The organism is Flavobacterium caseinilyticum (assembly GCF_004349085.1).
Taxonomy (GTDB): Bacteria; Bacteroidota; Bacteroidia; order Flavobacteriales; family Flavobacteriaceae; genus Flavobacterium; species Flavobacterium caseinilyticum.
In genome coordinates this window covers 764981-782672 of sequence record NZ_SMFM01000002.1, presented here as the reverse complement: position 1 = coordinate 782672, position 17692 = coordinate 764981, and the positions used below count along the sequence as shown (strand labels likewise).

Here is a 17692-nt window from a genome sequence, read left to right as displayed (position 1 = left end):
GTAATTCTGTAAATTTAAACCAAAAAAAAGCCTCTTTTGAGACTTTTTTATTGGTTTACCTTTTAATATTCATCCTCATTCCAAAGATAATCTTCGTCAGTAGGATAATCTGGCCATATTTCTTCCATTGATTCATATATCTCGCCTTCATCCTCAATAGATTGAAGGTTTTCTACTACTTCTAATGGAGCTCCTGCTCTAATAGCGTAGTCAATAAGTTCATCTTTGTTAGCAGGCCACGGTGCATCACTTAAATAAGATGCTAATTCTAATGTCCAATACATCTGTTGTCGATTTAGTTTTGTGCAAAAATAAATTTTTTACTGAAAAATACAAGTAAAAAATGATTTATTTTTAGTTAAAGTTAAGAACGTCTTTTTTGATTGCTGATTATTGATTTTTGATTAACGATTTTTGATTTTAAAAAATGCTGTTTCCCGGTTTTAAATCGTTTGTAATCATTTAAAATAAATATAGATTTAACTTTTCAATAAATCTGAAATCAAAAATCGTAAATCTTCAATCTGAAATCTTATTTCCTCGGAATCCATTGAACCTCGGCAGCGTTCAAGTCATGAGACAACTTTCGTGCCAACACAAAAAGGTAGTCAGAAAGTCGGTTCAGGTACTGGATAGCGATTTCAGCAACGGGTTCATTGTGGCTTAAATGCACTGCTAAACGCTCTGCTCTTCGGCAAACACAACGTGCAATATGACAATATGACACGGTAGTATGTCCACCAGGAAGTACAAAATGAGTCATTGGCGGTAATGCTTCTTCCATCGCATCAATTTCATTTTCCAATAATTCAATATCTGATTCTATAATTCCTAGTTTTTTCAAACGAAGTTCGCCGTTTTTCATTACCTCTTTTTCTGGTGGGGTTGCTAAAATAGCACCAACAGTAAATAAACGGTCCTGAATTTCAATAAGAATTTCTTTGTAATGTGCATTCATTTCCTGATCGCGAATCAGACCAATATGGGAATTCAATTCGTCAACGGTTCCGTAACTTTCTATGCGGGCATGATCTTTTGGGACTCTGGTTCCGCCAAAAAGTGCTGTTGTTCCTTTATCCCCAGTTTTTGTATATACTTTCATCTACCGTTTATTTTATTTAAAAAAAACAAATTTAGCGTATTAATTCCACTATTTCCGCAACAAATCGTTCCATTGCGTTTTCACTCAGATTGAAATATAAATCGGGTTCTATGCATTCAATTTCCATTAAATAAAGTTCTTCGTCAATCAGAATTCCATCTACACGTGCGTATAAGAGATCTTCCTTAAAAGTGTCGACAACTTTTTGGGCTTTCTGAATCATTTCTGGGCTGGGCTGAACCAAAGTATATTTTCCTCCAAAAAGCGATTGCACCCTGAAATCACCATCAACTGGTTTTTTGTTTACCGCGTGAGAGAATTTTTTATTGAAAAAGATAAAAGAGGTTTCTCCCAATGTTTGAATCTCGGGCATGAATTCCTGCAAAAGCAACTCTTTCTCTGCAGCGATACTTTTATATTTCCCGCTGATTGCCTCAACTTCGGAAATTTCGAAAACTTCGGTTAGATACGATCCTGCCGAAAATGCCGGTTTTATTACCGCTTTTTTCCAGTGCGCAGGAATCAGTTCAGCAAGATTAAGATGTTCTGTCTTGTCAATGAAAACGGTGGGTAAAATCGGGATTCCTTGCTGCTCCATTTCACGCAAATAGAACTTATGGATGTTTTGCTTGATTATTTTGATTGGATTTAATGTCTTTATTCCCAGTTTTTCTATTTGGTCGAGCCAAATTTTAAACTCGGTTTCTTTTTCGAAATAATCCCAAGTATTGCGAAAAACCAGATAATCAAATTCAGACCAACTGATGGTTTTGTCACTCCAAATAGCGGCGGTGGCTTTTATATTATGTTTGGCCAAAGCCGGAATTATTTTTTGATCTTCGGGATTTAAATCGGGAAGTTTTTCGCAGGTTAGTATGGCGATTTTCATTTTTTGATAGGTGTTATTTGGAATTCTAAGTGCAATCGTGGTTTGGATTTCCTAGCCCGGATAATAGTGGAAATCCTTTTCTAAAAGCTGCCAGCCTTTTGTAGGCGGGAAACTTGTAGAAAAGATTGTAACGGATAGCCGGATTAAGCTCCTGAAAAAAAGTTATTTCGTGGTGTCGCTTTCGATTAGTCCATCACGCAAACGAATAACTCTGTGAGCGTATTCGGCGATTTCCTCCTCGTGCGTCACCAGAATTACGGTGTTGCCATTAGCGTGGATGTCCCCAAAAAGTTTCATAATTTCAAGCGATGTTTTGCTGTCCAGATTTCCGGTTGGCTCATCAGCAAGAATGATTGAAGGTTTGTTGACCAAAGCGCGGGCAATGGCTACACGCTGGCGTTGTCCTCCTGATAACTGATTGGGCTGGTGATCCATTCTGTCGCCAAGATTTACCTGTTCCAAAACTTCGGTGGCGCGTTTATTTCTATCTGATTTAGAGAAACCAGCGTAAATCATTGGTAAAGCCACATTGTCTAAGGCAGTTGTTCGGGGTAAAAGGTTGAAAGTCTGGAAAACGAATCCTATTTCTTTGTTTCGAATTTCGGCTAGTTCATCATCTTTCATCTGGCTGACGTCTTTTCCGTTCAGAATGTAACTACCGGAAGTTGGCGTGTCAAGGCAGCCTAAGAGATTCATTAAAGTTGATTTTCCGGATCCTGAAGGTCCCATTAATGCTACATATTCGCCTTTATTTATTTCTAAATCAATTCCTTTAAGAACATAAACGATTTCATTTCCAAGTACAAAATCTCGTTTGATATTGGTTATTTTAATTAGCGGGTTTGCCATTTCTATTTTTATTTTAATAAGCAGCTTTAGATTCTAAAAGTACAAAAGCCATTTGAATATTTAATAAGTAGTTTTTTTAAAAATTTGTTACATTTTTTATTTTAATATAAAAGTACGACTGCTAATCCATTGCGAATATTTTGTTTATGGTATTTCTCGGTTTTTGATACTAAAAATAGATGACAAAGTTTTATATCATTTTAGTATTTAATTATATAATTTACATTTAATTCTAGTTTATTTCACAATTATTTGAATATTTTATAAGATTTTTGGATGTGTATTGAATATTAAATAAATTTCTTAAATTTGTCTTAATAATTATTAAAATCGGAAATTATGAAAAATACAAAATTAGCTTTAGGGATAGCGTTACTTGCTATTGGATTTACATCTTGTAAAGATGACAAAACTGTTATGGCAACTAAATCAGTTGATGCTTATGTAGTGTATGTAGACTCGTTAGGGAATGTTTCTCCTGAAGATGCACAAGGAAATTGGGAAGGAATTGATGCTACGTACCAAATGAGAAGCAGTGAAGCTGAAGCGGCTTTAGCAAATATGGAAGATAATGCAGATGCTCAAGCACGTCTTGATGCAAGTAGAGCTAAATATGAAGCTTTGAAAGCTAAAGTTGAAGCTCAAAGAGCAGCAGCAGCGGTAACAACTACAGCTACAGCAGTAGGTACTTCAGGAAAACAATCTTTAAGAAATGCCTTATTTGGTGAAGGAAAAATAGGTGATGATATGAAATTTACTTGGGTTACTGCATCTAATATTCTTGGTGTTTACCAACAGTTTGTAAATACAGTAGAGGCTAATAAAGATAAATATACTCGTGAAGACTGGGATGAAGTAAAATTAATGTACGAAGCATTAGACAGCAGAAAAAATACTGTTGAAAAAGAAGGATTGTCTTCTGAGGACAACAGAAAAATTGCTGCTTTAAAATTGAAATTCTCGCCAATGTATACCTTGAACAGAATGGGTGCAAAAGCAGGTGAAATGAAAAGAGCTAAAGAATAAGCACTAATTGATGTATATATAGAAATGACAGTCAGCAATGGCTGTCATTTTTTTTTTAGGTTCGAATTATAAAATGTTCTTTTGGTTGTTCTCTTCTAAAAAATACGAATCCCCATTGAAACGTATCAATGGTTACCGTCACTTTTGGATGCTTTTTTATGATTTCCCATGCTTTTTCCATTTCTGGCGACCAATGAATATCATCGAATATCCAAACGGTTTCGTTTGTTATTGTTTGAAGTAAGACTTCAAAATATTCTAAAGTAGCTTTCTTGGAGTGATTACCGTCGAAGTAAATTAAGGAAAAGTGTTCAATATTCAGTTTGGAGTGTTCAGTTGCGGTATTCGATGATGTATTCAATTTGTCTAGATAAAAATTAAACGTTGTTACAACAGATTCTACATTATCAAAATTGAATTTTTCAAATTGCAATTGAGCTTCTCCAGCCGTTTGCGGACAACCTTCTAAAGTGATTATTTTTGCTTTTCTCCCGACGCTTTTGGATCCTAAAGAAAGTGCTGAAGTCGCTAATCCTAAAGAAGTTCCGATTTCTAAAATACTGTCCGGTTGAAAATAATGAGTGATTCTGAATAGTAATTCGGCTCGCTTTGCAGAAATCCCAGCAGTTTTCGCAATCTTGGATATTACTCTTGTATTGGATTTGAAAACTTTCGAACCCGCACCAAAATCAGTGACTTCAATCGTATTTTTGTTTGTTAAAAGTGAATTTCTGTACTTTTTTAAAACAGCATATTCTGGTTTTGATTTTTTGTCATAGAAACATTTTGTCAACAAATTAAACACAAACGGCGAATGTACAGCATGCTCGTTTTTGGAGTGCCAAAGGAATTTAAGGTACGATTTTATTTGAAATAACATATTGACTTGTACAAAATAGGCGCGAAGATAGTGAGATAATAGCCGAAAGTCAAAATGCAATACTATCATCTTCATGCTCGGACTTTTGACTCTATGACTTTGAAACTTTCCGACTTTAAAAAGGCTATATTTGCGCCCTTGGAATTTACACTAAGAATAAGACCCATTTTTACGATAATGATTGAACAAATAGAACATAAAACTGCTATAAGCTCGGAAGAAATCGACCGATGCATCGCTATTTTGGCACAACTGAATACCGATACCGACCAAATATTTGATATTCCAAAAGAACAAAGAACTGCCTTAATCAAAGCTGCAGGAATGTTTTCCAGACCCGACCGTGACGAACTTTCCCGCAGAAAAAAAGATGGAAAAGTGGCTGCCAAACGCAAAATGGAAAAACGCGACCGAACTGCCCGAAAGGAAACCGGAATTCGGCATGCGCGTGAAGCCAGTGTTTTTATGGCGCCAAAATTATTGGCTTACAATGATCTCGCCCTCAAAGAACAGTTGGAATTGGAAACTCCCCGAAATTGTTACGTTTGTAAAACCGAGTTTACTAAAATGCACCACTTTTACGATACGATGTGTACGGATTGTGGAGATTTTAATTATGCCAAACGTTTTCAAACTGCCGATGTAAAGGGACAAGTTGCTGTTATTACAGGTTCTCGCTTAAAAATTGGGTATCACATTACGTTGATGTTATTGCGTGGTGGAGCAACAGTTATTGCTACAACTCGTTTTCCGGTGGATTCCGCTTTGCGTTTTTCTAAGGAAGACGATTTTATAGATTGGGGACATCGTTTGAAAATTCACGGATTGGATTTAAGACACATTCCGAGCGTTGAGATTTTTTGCAATTTCATAGAGCAAAAATACGAGCGATTGGATATTCTGATTAATAATGCGGCGCAAACCGTGAGACGTCCTGCAGGATTCTACACTCATTTAATGGAAAATGAAGAGCGTTCTATCGGTTCCTTGCCAAAACAAGCGCAAGAATTATTGCTGGATCATACCAATTGTTTGGATGAACTAAAAGTATTGACAGCAGGCGCTTCTTCTAATCAAAATATGCCGGTGACTTGGCACGGACCGGAACCTGGAATTGGGTTGCGGGCTTCTGCCAAATTATCGCAGATTCCGTATTCGTTTGATAATGCTTTGGTGGCAAATGAAGTTTTTCCGGAAGGAGAACTCGATGCCGATTTGCAGCAAGTCGATTTACGAAAAACCAACAGCTGGCGCTTGCGATTGGGACAAATAGAAACAACCGAAATGATAGAAGTGCAGTTGGTGAATTCCGTAGCACCTTTTGTATTGTGCAACCGCCTTTCGGAAGTGATGAAGAAAGACAACACTGGAAAAAAACACATCATCAATGTGTCGGCAATGGAAGGGAAGTTTCACCGCTTTTTCAAAGAAGACCGTCATCCGCATACCAATATGGCCAAAGCCGCCCTGAATATGCTGACGCACACTTCCTCTGGAACATTGGCAAAAGATGGAATTTTTATGAATGCAGTTGACACAGGTTGGGTAACCGACGAAGATCCGGCAGAATTAGCCAAAAGAAAACAGGAAGAAGAAGATTTTCAGCCGCCATTGGATATTGTAGATGGAGCAGCACGAGTGATGGATCCGTTGTTTGACGGTATCAATACCGGAAAACATTGGTCTGGAAAGTTCTTGAAAGATTATAATCCGATTCCTTGGTAAAAGCCTCCTAACCCCCGAAGGGGGAATTAAAAATAGTCACAGAATAAAACAACCATAACAGAATTGGATTTTGTTGTGGTTTTTTTATCACTACTATTGTTGTCACAAAGTCAAAGACATTTACATAGCTTAACCAAAAACTATTGCAAGTTTTTAAGAGCGAGCTAAACTTAAAAAAGAACAATCGGGAGTTCATGTTGACGGCTACCATCTTTAGCGCTTGATTCAAATAGAACGAGAGTCAATTTAGAATTCTCTCGTTTTTTCTCAACAGTAATTGTAAAGTCAAAGTTGCCCCACTCGGGAGCTCCCGCATCAGTAGTCTGAAACCCCGTCTTTAACTCGTCGTGTCCGTCTTCAATAATCCAATTAAAGTTTGCCTCAAAGATTTGCCCTTTTCCGCGTACTCGGAAATTATTTTCATCTATACGTTCGACAGTTACTTCTTTGAAACGTGCATTAGAATATTGCTCTGGCAAAAGAATTTCTGGCTTTTCAGCCTTTACTACTTTAGTGCTATCAGGAATGGTTAAAGTGTCTTTTACAATAGTAGTGCGCAGAGTTTCCTTTTTATTGCAAGCGAATAATAGTAGTGCCGATAACAAAATTGTCCATTTCATAGTTGTGTTTTTTGTTTTTATAGTCGATTTTTTTAGCAGTTTGGTAATGTCGTGGCTATTGTTTGTTTTCAGGTAAAAGCGTAACAAATAGTTGTAAAATGAAATTTCCAAATAAAAACCACAAGTAAGCAAAAGCGCTGAACATAAAAACAAAAATAGGAGCAAAGCAAACTAAAACCACAACTCCATTTAAACCATAAATATCTTCATTGTTAAAGTTTACAGGCATAAGTCCAAAACTCACTAAGATAACAAACAATACTAAAAAGGGTAAATAGGCAAATGAAAACGTCACAAAAATTTTCTTAAATAATGAGTTTGGCTTCCCAGAATATTTTGATAAAGTGGTTTTGAGATTCATTGGATTTAGGTTTTTTATTCAGCTTTTAAAATCTTGTTGTAACGGGCATGGATTGCAAACCCGCGCTATCGGGTATGAATAATCGTTTTTTGGCTATTGCATCGAGAACATTTTTTCATCCAACAAATACTTTTAATTCTTGTTGATATACTAAAAACGATTATTGTGTCTTACAAATATCATCATTTTAGATAATACCTTAAATAGTAATAACCGATTAAATTTTCTTTCTAGAAAAAACAACCCCAACAGTTTTAGCGTTACTGCTAAAAGTGTTGGGGTTGTAAATTGTAATCAAATGTGTGCTTCTATTTCCCTTCGGGGGTTAAAGGCCTTTTATCCTTCGATTTTCGCACTAAGCTCAAACCATCTTTCCTCTTTTTCTTCAATTTTATTGATGATGTTTCTCAATTCGTTAGCTTTCTTTTCAATTGAGGCATCATCGATTTTTCCGTCTGAGAATAATTGCTCAATTGCTACTTTCTGAAGCTCTAAATCCTTGATTTCTTTCTCTGTTTTTTGGAATTCTTTTTGCTCGTTGAACGTCAGGTTTCCAGTTGGATTGTTTTGTTTCCAGTCTTTCTTTTCAGCTTTGTTTTCCTCTTTTTGAGCCACATCAGTACTGTCTTCGTAGGCTCTAAAATCAGAATAGTTTCCAGGGAAATCTTCAACTACACCATCACCTCTAAAAATGAACAAGTGATCCACAATTTTATCCATGAAATACCTATCATGCGAAACTACTACCAAACAACCTGGATAATCCAAAAGGAAGCTTTCCAAAACATTCAATGTTACAATATCCAAATCATTGGTCGGCTCATCCAGAATCAAGAAGTTCGGATTCTGAATCAAAACCGTACATAAATACAAACGTTTCAATTCTCCACCACTCAATCTGTCCACAAAATCATATTGTTTTTTAGCATCAAATAAGAAACGCTCTAACAATTGCGAAGCCGAAATCAATTTTCCTTTCATCAAAGGAATGAATTCTCCATATTCCTTAATAACATCAATCACGCGCTGTCCCGGTTTTGGGTTAATCCCGCTTTGCGTGTAGTAACCTACTTTTATTGTTTCACCAATCACTACTTTTCCACCATCAAGTGGCAAAGTTCCGGTCAATAAATTCAAAAATGTCGATTTTCCGGTTCCGTTTTTTCCGATGATTCCAATGCGTTCGCCACGCTGAAAATCAAAACTGAAATTATCCATGATGACATGATCCTTGAATTTTTTGGAGATTTTGTGAAGCTCGATAATCTTGCTTCCCATGCGTTCCATGTTAATTTCAAGCTCTACTTTGTTTTCACGGCGACGACTTTGTGCTTTTTCCTTGATATCATAAAAATCATCCTGACGCGATTTCGATTTTGTCGTTCTCGCTTTTGGCTGACGGCGCATCCATTCCAGTTCTTTCACAAAAAGATTCTGCGCTTTATCCACACTTGAATTTTCAGATGCGATGCGTTCTTCTTTTTTCTCTAAATAATACGAGTAATTTCCTTTGTATTGGTATAATTTTCCATTGTCTAATTCGATGATTTCATTACAAACACGCTCTAGAAAGAAACGGTCGTGTGTCACCATAAACAACGTAATATTTTCTTTGGTAAAATAACTTTCCAGCCATTCAATCATCTCTAAATCCAAGTGATTCGTAGGTTCATCCAGAATCAATAAATCAGGACGATTGATCAAAATAATAGCAAGTGACAATCTTTTTTTCTGTCCACCCGAAAGATTTTTTACTTTCAGCTTGAAATCTTCCAACTTCAATTTGAATAGAATTTGCTTGTATTGCGTTTCAAAATCCCACGCATTGTGCTGATCCATTCCGTCAAAAGCTTTTTGGTAGGCTTCTTCATCTTCGGGATTTTCTAATGCTTTTTCATAGGCTTCAATCACTTTCAACGTCTCATTATCCGACGCGAAAATGCTTTCTTCAATCGTCAATTCTTCCTGCAAATTATTGTTTTGCGAAAGAAACGCCATTTTGATTCCTTTTCTCAATACGACTTGTCCGGTATCTGATTCTTCCAAACCATTAATGATACTCATAATAGTCGTTTTTCCAGAACCGTTTTTGGCTATGAAGGCAATTTTTTGATCTTTATTGATTCCGAACGAGATGTCTTTAAAAAGAGTACGTTCACCAAAAGATTTCGAGATATTTTCTACAGAAAGATAATTCACAGGGCTAAATTTTTTGCAAAAGTAAGCTATTAAATGACGATTTGCCAATAGTTTAGTCGAATCTAAGTTTTCATTAACAATTATTGTTTCAGATAATTGGCTAAAAATGCGCTTAAATCAAATTGATGTAACTGCTGCGGGACATTAATAATTCGTTTTCTGGCGAAATTTTCATTGGTTAGAAAGTAATGAAGTCCATCTAACGTGCTGATGCCTTCCATCTGATGAAACGGAAGCGCAATTTTAATTTTTCTCTTGTTTCCGGAGAAAAAACCGGATTCATTATAATCGTAAAACAGATACAGAAAAGGCGATAAAGACTTGCTGTAGCCAGCAAGAACCAGCAGTTTTTTTTCGGCAAGATAGGTTGCTGCGGTAATTAATCCTTTCACATTATAGGATTCTTTCAGTTTTGCAATATGGTTTCCGGGAAGTTTTGGAATTACATAAACACTAGTTCTTTTTTCTTTCCATTCTTTGGTAAACATGTAAATACTGTCACCGGAAACAACAAATGCTTCGCAATCAAAATTGGTTGTATTGGCCTTTGCTTTTTTAAAATCCGTTTGATTGGAATATGAAAAAGACAGCGTATCAATTTTTGGATTGTGCTGCGAAAGCGACTGTTTTTCAACTCGTAATATATGAAGATCCTTTCTGTTTCCGGAGACATTATTCCCAAAATCGCCAATGTAAAAATAGTCATTGTCTTGCGCAATTTCTTCCCAGTCGGTATTGGTTACGTTTTTTAGTTCAATTTTATTTTGAATAACACCTTTGTTGTCAATCTCATAAAGTGCCGTGTCAGTGTCATCATTACTGGTCCAAAAAAGAGAATCGCTTTGTATTAAACTGGAAGTTTCTTTCAGAATGGCATCTAATTTTACCGAATATTTAGGTTTAATTCTTGCCGACGCATAGTCACAACTTCCGTCATTTACAGTTGCGGCAGAATTGTAGTTTTTAGAGAGTGGGTCGATGCAACCTAAAATTTGAGCTTGCGAAGTACAAATGGCAAATAATAGTGCTAGTGAGAATATTTTTTTCAATGAATTATTATCTTGAGATTCGTTAATATGTAACAAAAGTAAAGTTTCTCAAGTTTATAATTAGAATTTGGAGCGAATGATTTAGGCTTACTTGCTGATATAGTTCCCGCTTTCCGCTTCAATCTTTGTTCGTTCCTCTCAAAGGATTTTCACTGTAATCGGGGCTAAAGGGAAACATGTTTTTGTATTTTGTAACCTTAATACTTTGTGTTGTTACATCTTAAAATATATCTTTGAAAAATGCAGTTATCCGTCATTATCCTCAATTACAACGTTCGGTATTTCCTCGAGCTCTGTGTTTTAAGCGTTCAGAACGCTTTAGAAACCATTGACGGTGAAATCATTGTAATCGATAATAATTCTTTCGATGACAGTTGTGCCATGATGAAACATCGTTTTCCAAACGTAAAACTCATTCAAAATAACGAAAATATTGGTTTTCCAAAAGGCAACAACATTGGCGTAGCCCAAGCCAAAGGCGAATACATTTGTATTTTGAATCCCGATACGGTTGTCGCCGAAGATACGTTTGTGAAAATTTTGAATTTTGTCACTTCGGACGCAGTCGAGAAGAATAGTTTAGGAATTGTAGGTTGCAAACTCATCGATGGAGCGGGAAATTTTTTGCCCGAAAGTAAACGGGGTGTTCCAACACCTTGGGTCGCTTTTACAAAGGTTACCAGTTTGTATAAATTGTTTTCCAAATCAAAAACTTTTGGAAAATATTATGCGCAAGATTTAAACGAAAACCAAACAGGAAAAGTAGACATTCTTGTGGGTGCATTTATGTTCTTGAAAAGGGATTTGTATGTTGAAGTGGGCGGATTTGATGAAGATTGTTTCATGTATTCAGATGATATCGATTTGTCTTATCGGATTTTGCTAAAAGGAAAGTCGAATTATTATTTCCATGAAACGACCGTAATCCATTATAAAGGAGAAAGCACCGTTAAGGACGAAACGTATATGAAGCGGTTTCAGCAAGCAATGAATTTCTTTTACAAAAAGCATTTTAGTCCCGATGGTTCGGGATCCGCGTTATTCTCGATTTTTATGAAGACAGGAATCGTGTTTTTTTCTTTGGTAAAAATGTTTCAAGGGAAATCTGTAATAAAAACAGTTCCAAAATCATATCTTTTGTATTCGGAAAACGAAAAATTAGCGGATAAACTGCATCTTGTTTTGCAAAATAAAGTCCGGTTTCACGATTTAAAAACAGAAAAAATGGTAATTTCGTCTTCTGTTAAAAACAAAAAAGCAGTGGAATTTATTTTAGATAACGAATTCATTTCTTTTAAAGAATGTATCGCAATTCTCGAATCGTCAAGGATTAAAGGGATTACCTTTAAAATTATACCTAAAACCGCTAATTTTTTAATAGGAAGTAACAATAGTAACGAGAGAGGTGAGATTATAGAAATAGAGTAATAAATTACATTTAATGTAATTTATATTTGAAATATTTAGTAATTTCGCAAACTGAAAATCAATATCACCTTTTAGGTTAACAATATGGCAAGATTTGAATTAAAACTTCCAAAAATGGGAGAAAGCGTTGCAGAAGCAACCATTACAAACTGGTTAAAAGAAGTGGGAGACAGAATTGAAGCTGACGAAGCTGTACTTGAAATTGCTACAGACAAAGTAGACAGTGAAGTGCCAAGCGAAGTTTCCGGAATTTTGGTTGAACAATTGTTCGGAAAAGATGATTTGGTTCAAGTGGGTCAAACTATCGCAATTATTGAAACCGAAGGTGGAGAACGTGTCTCAATTGTTAATGAAGCGGTTGCTCCTGAGGTTATTGCTGAATTGACAAAAGCGGTGAAACCGGAAGTGTCTGTAACCCAAGAAAATGATGCCTCTTTAAAGGATTTCTCTGCTGATTATTCGGAATCTGAAAAATTCTTATCGCCTTTGGTGAAAAATATCGCTAAAGAAGAAGGAGTTTCGGTTGCTGAATTAGCAGCAATTTCAGGCACAGGAAAAGAAGGAAGAGTAACTAAAAATGATATTTTAGACTACGTAAAAAATAGAACTAGCCAGCCTGCAGTTGCCGCTCCGGTTGCCGCAGTTCAAAAACCTGTTGTTGCTCCAGTGGCTCAAAAAGCAGCTCCGGTTTCTGTAAGTGGTGGTGATGAAATTATAGAAATGGACAGAATGCGCAAGCTGATTGCGGGTTATATGGTCGCTTCGGTACAAACTTCGGCTCACGTACAATCATTTATTGAAGTCGATGTTACGAATATTGTAAAATGGAGAGAGAAAAATAAAAATACTTTCGAAAAGAGAGAAGGAGAGAAGTTGACGTATACCCCAATTTTCATGGAAGCGGTTGCGAAAGCGTTGAAAGATTATCCTGGAATGAATATTTCTGTTGATGGCGATTATATCATCAAAAAGAAAAATATCAACCTTGGAATGGCGGCTTCGTTACCAAACGGAAACTTAATTGTTCCCGTTATTAAAAATGCGGATCAATTGAATTTAGTAGGAATGGCCAAAGCGGTAAACGATTTAGGTGGTCGCGCAAAAGCGGGTAAACTAAAACCGGACGATACACAAGGCGGAACCTATACGGTTACGAATGTCGGAACTTTTGGAAGTGTTTTTGGCACGCCAATTTTGAATCAGCCGCAAGTGGGTATTTTAGCCCTTGGAGCAATCCGTAAAATGCCGGCGGTAATTGAAACTCCCGATGGAGATTTTATCGGGATTCGCCAGAAAATGTTCTTGTCGCACAGCTATGATCACAGAGTGGTCGACGGCGCGTTAGGAGGTAGTTTTGTAAAAAGAGTCGCTGAATATTTAGAAGCATTTGATGTAAACAGAGATGTTTAAAACTTTATAATTACAATAAAAGCCCGATTGATTTTCAAAAATCAATCGGGTTTTCTTTTTTTGAGGTCTTCTGGAACTTTAAAGGTGGAACTTTAAACGGAATTAAACCCAAATTTCTATATTTGTAACCACACAAAATTTAAAAATGGAACTTAAACTCAATAAACCAATTTGCTTTTTCGATCTTGAAACCACAGGAATTGACATCGGGAAAGATAGAATTGTAGAAATCTCAATATTCAAAGTTTTTCCAAACGGAAATAAAGAAAGCAAAACCTGGCTGGTAAATCCAACGATTCCAATTCCGCCGCAGACAACGGCTGTCCATGGAATTACTGATGAAAAAGTGGCGAATGAACCTACTTTTAATGAGTTAGCGACGCAAGTTTATAATATGATTAAAGACAGTGATTTGGCTGGATTTAATTCAGATCGTTTTGATATTCCGTTATTGGCCGAAGAAATGTTACGTGCCGGAGTAGATTTTGACATGAAAAATAGAGTTTCAGTAGATGTGCAAACTGTTTTTCATAAAATGGAAGAGCGAACTTTAAGCGCGGCACATAAGTTTTATTGCGGAAAAACGCTTGAAAATGCGCATTCTGCAGAAGCAGATACGATGGCTACTTATGAAATTTTGAAAGCACAACTGGACCGTTATCCGGAACTGGAAAACGACATGAAATCATTATCAGAGTTTACAACTCGAAAAAAAATCGCTGATTTTGCCGGAATGATAGCTTTTGATAAAGACAATGAAGAAATTTTCACTTTTGGAAAACATAAAGGAGTAAAAGTGGGTAAAATTTTGGAAACAGAACCCGGTTATTTCAGTTGGATTCAAAATGCTGATTTTCCGTTGTATACCAAAAAAGTTTTAACAGCGATTAAACTTCGAAAACTGAATAATAAATTAAGCTAATTTTTGAATCTTTTAATCATTTAATTTTTTAATTAACAAGAAATGAAAATAATCTGCATCGGTAGGAATTACACCAATCATATAGAGGAATTGCATAACGAAAGACCAACGGAACCGGTAGTTTTCATGAAGCCGGATTCGGCTGTATTGTTGAAACAACACCCGTTTGTAATCCCGGAATTCTCGGAAGATGTGCACCATGAAATTGAAATTATTGTCAAAATAAGTAAAGTGGGGAAATACATCGAACCTAAATTTGCGCATAAATATTATGATGAAATTAGTGTCGGAATCGATTTTACCGCTCGTGATCTACAGGATAAATTAAAAGCAAAAGGACTGCCTTGGGAAAAAGCAAAAGCATTTGACGGCTCGGCAGTTATAGGTGAATTTTTGCCAAAAAATCAATTTAGTTCACTAGAAAATATTACTTTTGAATTAACCAATAATAATAAGACAGTACAAATAAGTAATTCTAGTTTTATGCTGTGGAAAATTGACGAACTCATTTCATATGTTTCTCAGTTTTTTACGTTAAAAATTGGTGATATTATTTTTACGGGAACCCCGGAAGGAGTCGCTGCTGTAAAGCCAGACGACGTTTTGGAAGGATTTTTAGAAGGACAACAACTATTTAGAATACAAGTAAAATAATGGCTATAAACTACAACCTTTCAAAAGTGTACGCACTTTCAGACAACGATCCGGAATTTGTAAATGAAATTCTGACTTTATTCGTTACCGAAGTTCCAGATGATTTACAACAAATAAAGGAAGGAATTAAAAAGAAAGACCACAAGCATGCTTATGCCTATGCGCACAAGATAAAGCCAACCTTAGATTTGATGGGTTTAAACGTCGCTTTTGAAGAGATTCTTCAGGTCGAAGCCTGGACGAAAGCTGAAGGTAAAAAGAAAGACATTAAAGAAACTTTTAAGAGCGTAAAAAACCAAGTCAACGACGCTATTAAAGAAATCAAAAAAGATTTCGATTTGTAATATTGTGGCGTGACCACGTTTTCACTATCGTTACAGCGTGGTCGTGCTATCCGTTACAAACGAAGTTCATTGAACTCCTATGAAAATATAATTAGGTGAAGTAATCTCCCGGAAAAGCGGGAGGATTTTCACTTTTATCTCTCACGAAAATTGCAAGTGAATACTATTTATTTAATGCTACTTATTTAAAAAAACAAACACACTCCTTTGAACTTAAAAGACAAATATGAAAGACAAAATAGGACTTCTGTTTTTTTTATTTTGTTCATTTACCATATATTCTCAGAAAAATTATTCTTTTAATTATATCATTGAATATAATTTTCAGAAAAATGAAACTTCAAAACCAGAGAAACGATACCTTTTAACTAATTCTGAAGACGATAGTTATAGCGTTTATGTTTATGAAGAGGATAATTTGAATTTCAAAATGGATTTTAAGGATGAAAAAGGCATTCGCAGTATTTCCACAATTGATAAAAATGATTTTTTTAAAGCTGAAACCATGGTGTTGAGTTGTGAAAATATTCAATATCAGAAAGACAAGCGCAAATACGATTCGGCGAGGTTTGATTTTATCAATAAAAAGGATACTTTAATCAATGGAATTTCCTATCAGAATTATGAGATGAAGTATCGTAAAAATGCAGAGTCGAAAAGATATAATCGTGGAATCTCAAATTACATTGTAGAAAACAATACGGATTTTCATCCTCCATTAATGATGTTTTCAAGTATATTCGATGTTAGTGCAACAAGTAAAAACAGACCAAATGGTATTGCAAAAGAAATTTTCTCCCTTAGTCACGATAAAAAGCAGTATGAGTTTATCTATAAACTTTCACAATTTGCAAAAATCCAAAAATTTTTAGAAATCCCTGCAGAATGTGATTAAACAAATCCTAAAGTGAGCAAGTATACATTGTTTGATTGTAGTGGTAGAGATAAATTTAAAATTTTAATTAAATAAATGAAAGCAACTATAGTTACCATTGGTGACGAAATTTTAATAGGTCAAATTGTCGATACAAATTCTGGTTTTATTGCCAAATCGTTAGACAAAATTGGAGTTGAAATCAACGAAATGATTTCGATAAGTGATGATAAAAAGCATATTTTAGATACGTTTGCCTCTCTTCAAAACAAAGTAGATTTAGTGATTGTTACGGGCGGTTTAGGGCCAACAAAAGATGATGTGACCAAGAAAACATTCTGTGATTACTTTGAAGATGAACTGATCATTGATGAAGCGGTCGAAAAGCATGTTATTGAGCTTATTGAGCGTGTGATGAACAGAACAGCATCGCAAATCAATAAAGATCAGGCGCTGGTTCCATCAAAATGTACGGTGCTTCACAATCAGGTGGGTACTGCGCCGGGGATGTGGATGAAAAAGGAAAATACCGTTTTTATTTCGCTTCCCGGAGTTCCTTATGAAATGAAATATTTGGTAGAAAATGAAATCATCCCTAAAGTAGTTCGGGAATACAAACGTCCGTATATTATCCATAAAACAATTCTGACGTACGGACAGGGCGAAAGTCTGGTGGCGGAACGAATCGAAGATTGGGAAAATAACCTTCCGGAATTCATCAAATTGGCTTATTTACCAAGTCCTGGGAGAGTTCGTTTGCGACTTTCTGCCCGAGGTATCGATAAGAAAAAATTAGAAGCGGCTATTGATGAAAATGTAGCTTCTCTTGATGCACTTATTCACGATATAATTGGTGGTTTTGATGATGAAGAAACCATCGAAGTTGTGGTTGGTAAAATGCTTGTAAAGCAAAATAAAACCATTTCGAGTGCCGAAAGCTGCACCGGAGGTAAAATTGCAGCTTTGTTAACATCGGTTCCGGGAGCTTCGAGCTATTTTAAAGGCAGTGTAGTTTCTTACGGAACAGAGGTGAAAATTAATGTTTTAGGCATTCCGGAAAGTCTTATAAACGAATATTCAGTGGTGAGCAGGGAAGTAGTTTCGGGGATGGCGTTGAGTGTAAAAAAGATGATGAAAACGGATTATGCAATTGCGACAACGGGAAATGCCGGTCCGACAAAAGGAGACTCAAACGCGGAATTAGGAACTGTTTTTATCGCATTAGCTACGCCAAATGAAATAATTGTTGAAGAATTTAATTTTGGTCAACCCCGTGAAAAAGTGATAGATAGAGCGGTAATTAAAAGTTTGGAACTATTACAGAAAGAAATTTTGAAAAATGTGCGATAATATTGTTGGT

18 protein-coding genes are annotated in these 17692 nt (G+C 35.8%); 9 read left to right on the top strand and 9 right to left on the bottom strand.

Annotation, left to right across the window (positions count from 1 at the left end):
* Nucleotides 1-62: 62 nt before the first annotated feature.
* The 4 genes from E0F89_RS08110 to E0F89_RS08095 form a co-directional block, all read right to left on the bottom strand.
* Nucleotides 63-284: a DUF2795 domain-containing protein gene (locus E0F89_RS08110; RefSeq protein WP_007138072.1), complete on the bottom strand. Its 222-nt coding sequence runs from the start codon at nt 282-284 to the stop codon at nt 63-65.
* A gap of 248 nt (nt 285-532) precedes the next feature.
* Nucleotides 533-1102, bottom strand: coding sequence for a cob(I)yrinic acid a,c-diamide adenosyltransferase (locus E0F89_RS08105; protein WP_131909287.1), 570 nt, complete (start codon nt 1100-1102; stop codon nt 533-535).
* Between the two features lie 31 nt (nt 1103-1133).
* Nucleotides 1134-1991: an ATP-grasp domain-containing protein gene (locus E0F89_RS08100; RefSeq protein ID WP_131909286.1), complete on the bottom strand. Its 858-nt coding sequence runs from the start codon at nt 1989-1991 to the stop codon at nt 1134-1136.
* Between the two features lie 162 nt (nt 1992-2153).
* Nucleotides 2154-2840 (bottom strand): ABC transporter ATP-binding protein, encoded by a 687-nt coding sequence (locus E0F89_RS08095; RefSeq protein WP_131909285.1) that lies wholly within the window; start codon nt 2838-2840, stop codon nt 2154-2156.
* A gap of 339 nt (nt 2841-3179) precedes the next feature.
* Here E0F89_RS08095 and E0F89_RS08090 point away from each other — a divergent pair, with 339 nt between their 5' ends.
* On the top strand, nt 3180-3866 hold the full coding sequence (locus E0F89_RS08090) for a DUF6565 domain-containing protein (RefSeq protein WP_131909284.1): 687 nt from the start codon (nt 3180-3182) through the stop codon (nt 3864-3866).
* Between the two features lie 55 nt (nt 3867-3921).
* Here the strand turns inward: E0F89_RS08090 and E0F89_RS08085 are convergent, their stop codons facing one another.
* The gene (locus E0F89_RS08085; RefSeq protein ID WP_131909369.1) at nt 3922-4746 is read right to left on the bottom strand and encodes an O-methyltransferase; all 825 of its coding nucleotides are present in this window, start codon (nt 4744-4746) and stop codon (nt 3922-3924) included.
* 177 nt (nt 4747-4923) lie between these two features.
* Here E0F89_RS08085 and E0F89_RS08080 point away from each other — a divergent pair, with 177 nt between their 5' ends.
* Nucleotides 4924-6471: an SDR family NAD(P)-dependent oxidoreductase gene (locus E0F89_RS08080; RefSeq protein ID WP_131909283.1), complete on the top strand. Its 1548-nt coding sequence runs from the start codon at nt 4924-4926 to the stop codon at nt 6469-6471.
* Between the two features lie 170 nt (nt 6472-6641).
* Here E0F89_RS08080 and E0F89_RS08075 read toward each other — a convergent pair whose 3' ends face one another.
* The 4 genes from E0F89_RS08075 to E0F89_RS08060 form a co-directional block, all read right to left on the bottom strand.
* Nucleotides 6642-7091 (bottom strand): Gmad2 immunoglobulin-like domain-containing protein, encoded by a 450-nt coding sequence (locus E0F89_RS08075; protein WP_131909282.1) that lies wholly within the window; start codon nt 7089-7091, stop codon nt 6642-6644.
* Nucleotides 7092-7146: 55 nt separating this feature from the next.
* Nucleotides 7147-7452: a hypothetical protein gene (locus E0F89_RS08070; protein WP_131909281.1), complete on the bottom strand. Its 306-nt coding sequence runs from the start codon at nt 7450-7452 to the stop codon at nt 7147-7149.
* A gap of 336 nt (nt 7453-7788) precedes the next feature.
* Complete coding sequence (locus tag E0F89_RS08065) at nt 7789-9651, bottom strand: ABC-F family ATP-binding cassette domain-containing protein (protein WP_131909280.1); 1863 nt, start codon at nt 9649-9651, stop codon at nt 7789-7791.
* An 80-nt stretch (nt 9652-9731) separates the two neighbouring features.
* Nucleotides 9732-10700 carry a T9SS C-terminal target domain-containing protein gene (locus E0F89_RS08060; protein ID WP_243699497.1) on the bottom strand — a complete coding sequence of 323 codons (969 nt, stop codon included), beginning with the start codon at nt 10698-10700 and terminating at the stop codon, nt 9732-9734.
* 240 nt (nt 10701-10940) lie between these two features.
* On the opposite strand from E0F89_RS08060, the gene E0F89_RS08055 reads away from it, so the two are divergent.
* The 7 genes from E0F89_RS08055 (at nt 10941) to E0F89_RS08025 (ending at nt 17682) form a co-directional block, all read left to right on the top strand.
* A complete protein-coding gene (locus tag E0F89_RS08055; RefSeq protein ID WP_131909279.1) occupies nt 10941-12128 on the top strand; it encodes a glycosyltransferase family 2 protein in 1188 nt (395 codons plus the stop codon).
* An 84-nt stretch (nt 12129-12212) separates the two neighbouring features.
* Nucleotides 12213-13538: a dihydrolipoamide acetyltransferase family protein gene (locus tag E0F89_RS08050; protein ID WP_131909278.1), complete on the top strand. Its 1326-nt coding sequence runs from the start codon at nt 12213-12215 to the stop codon at nt 13536-13538.
* Nucleotides 13539-13683: 145 nt separating this feature from the next.
* On the top strand, nt 13684-14460 hold the full coding sequence (locus E0F89_RS08045; RefSeq protein ID WP_131909277.1) for a 3'-5' exonuclease: 777 nt from the start codon (nt 13684-13686) through the stop codon (nt 14458-14460).
* Between the two features lie 42 nt (nt 14461-14502).
* Nucleotides 14503-15114, top strand: a complete 612-nt coding sequence (locus E0F89_RS08040) for a fumarylacetoacetate hydrolase family protein (protein ID WP_113634358.1) — start codon at nt 14503-14505, stop codon at nt 15112-15114.
* Nucleotides 15114-15458 (top strand): Hpt domain-containing protein, encoded by a 345-nt coding sequence (locus E0F89_RS08035; RefSeq protein ID WP_131909276.1) that lies wholly within the window; start codon nt 15114-15116, stop codon nt 15456-15458. Before E0F89_RS08040 ends, E0F89_RS08035 begins: the two co-directional genes overlap by 1 nt.
* A 226-nt stretch (nt 15459-15684) precedes the next feature.
* Nucleotides 15685-16353, top strand: a complete 669-nt coding sequence (locus E0F89_RS08030) for a hypothetical protein (RefSeq protein ID WP_131909275.1) — start codon at nt 15685-15687, stop codon at nt 16351-16353.
* A gap of 75 nt (nt 16354-16428) precedes the next feature.
* Nucleotides 16429-17682, top strand: coding sequence for a CinA family nicotinamide mononucleotide deamidase-related protein (locus tag E0F89_RS08025; RefSeq protein ID WP_131909274.1), 1254 nt, complete (start codon nt 16429-16431; stop codon nt 17680-17682).
* The last annotated feature ends 10 nt before the right edge of the window (nt 17683-17692 follow it).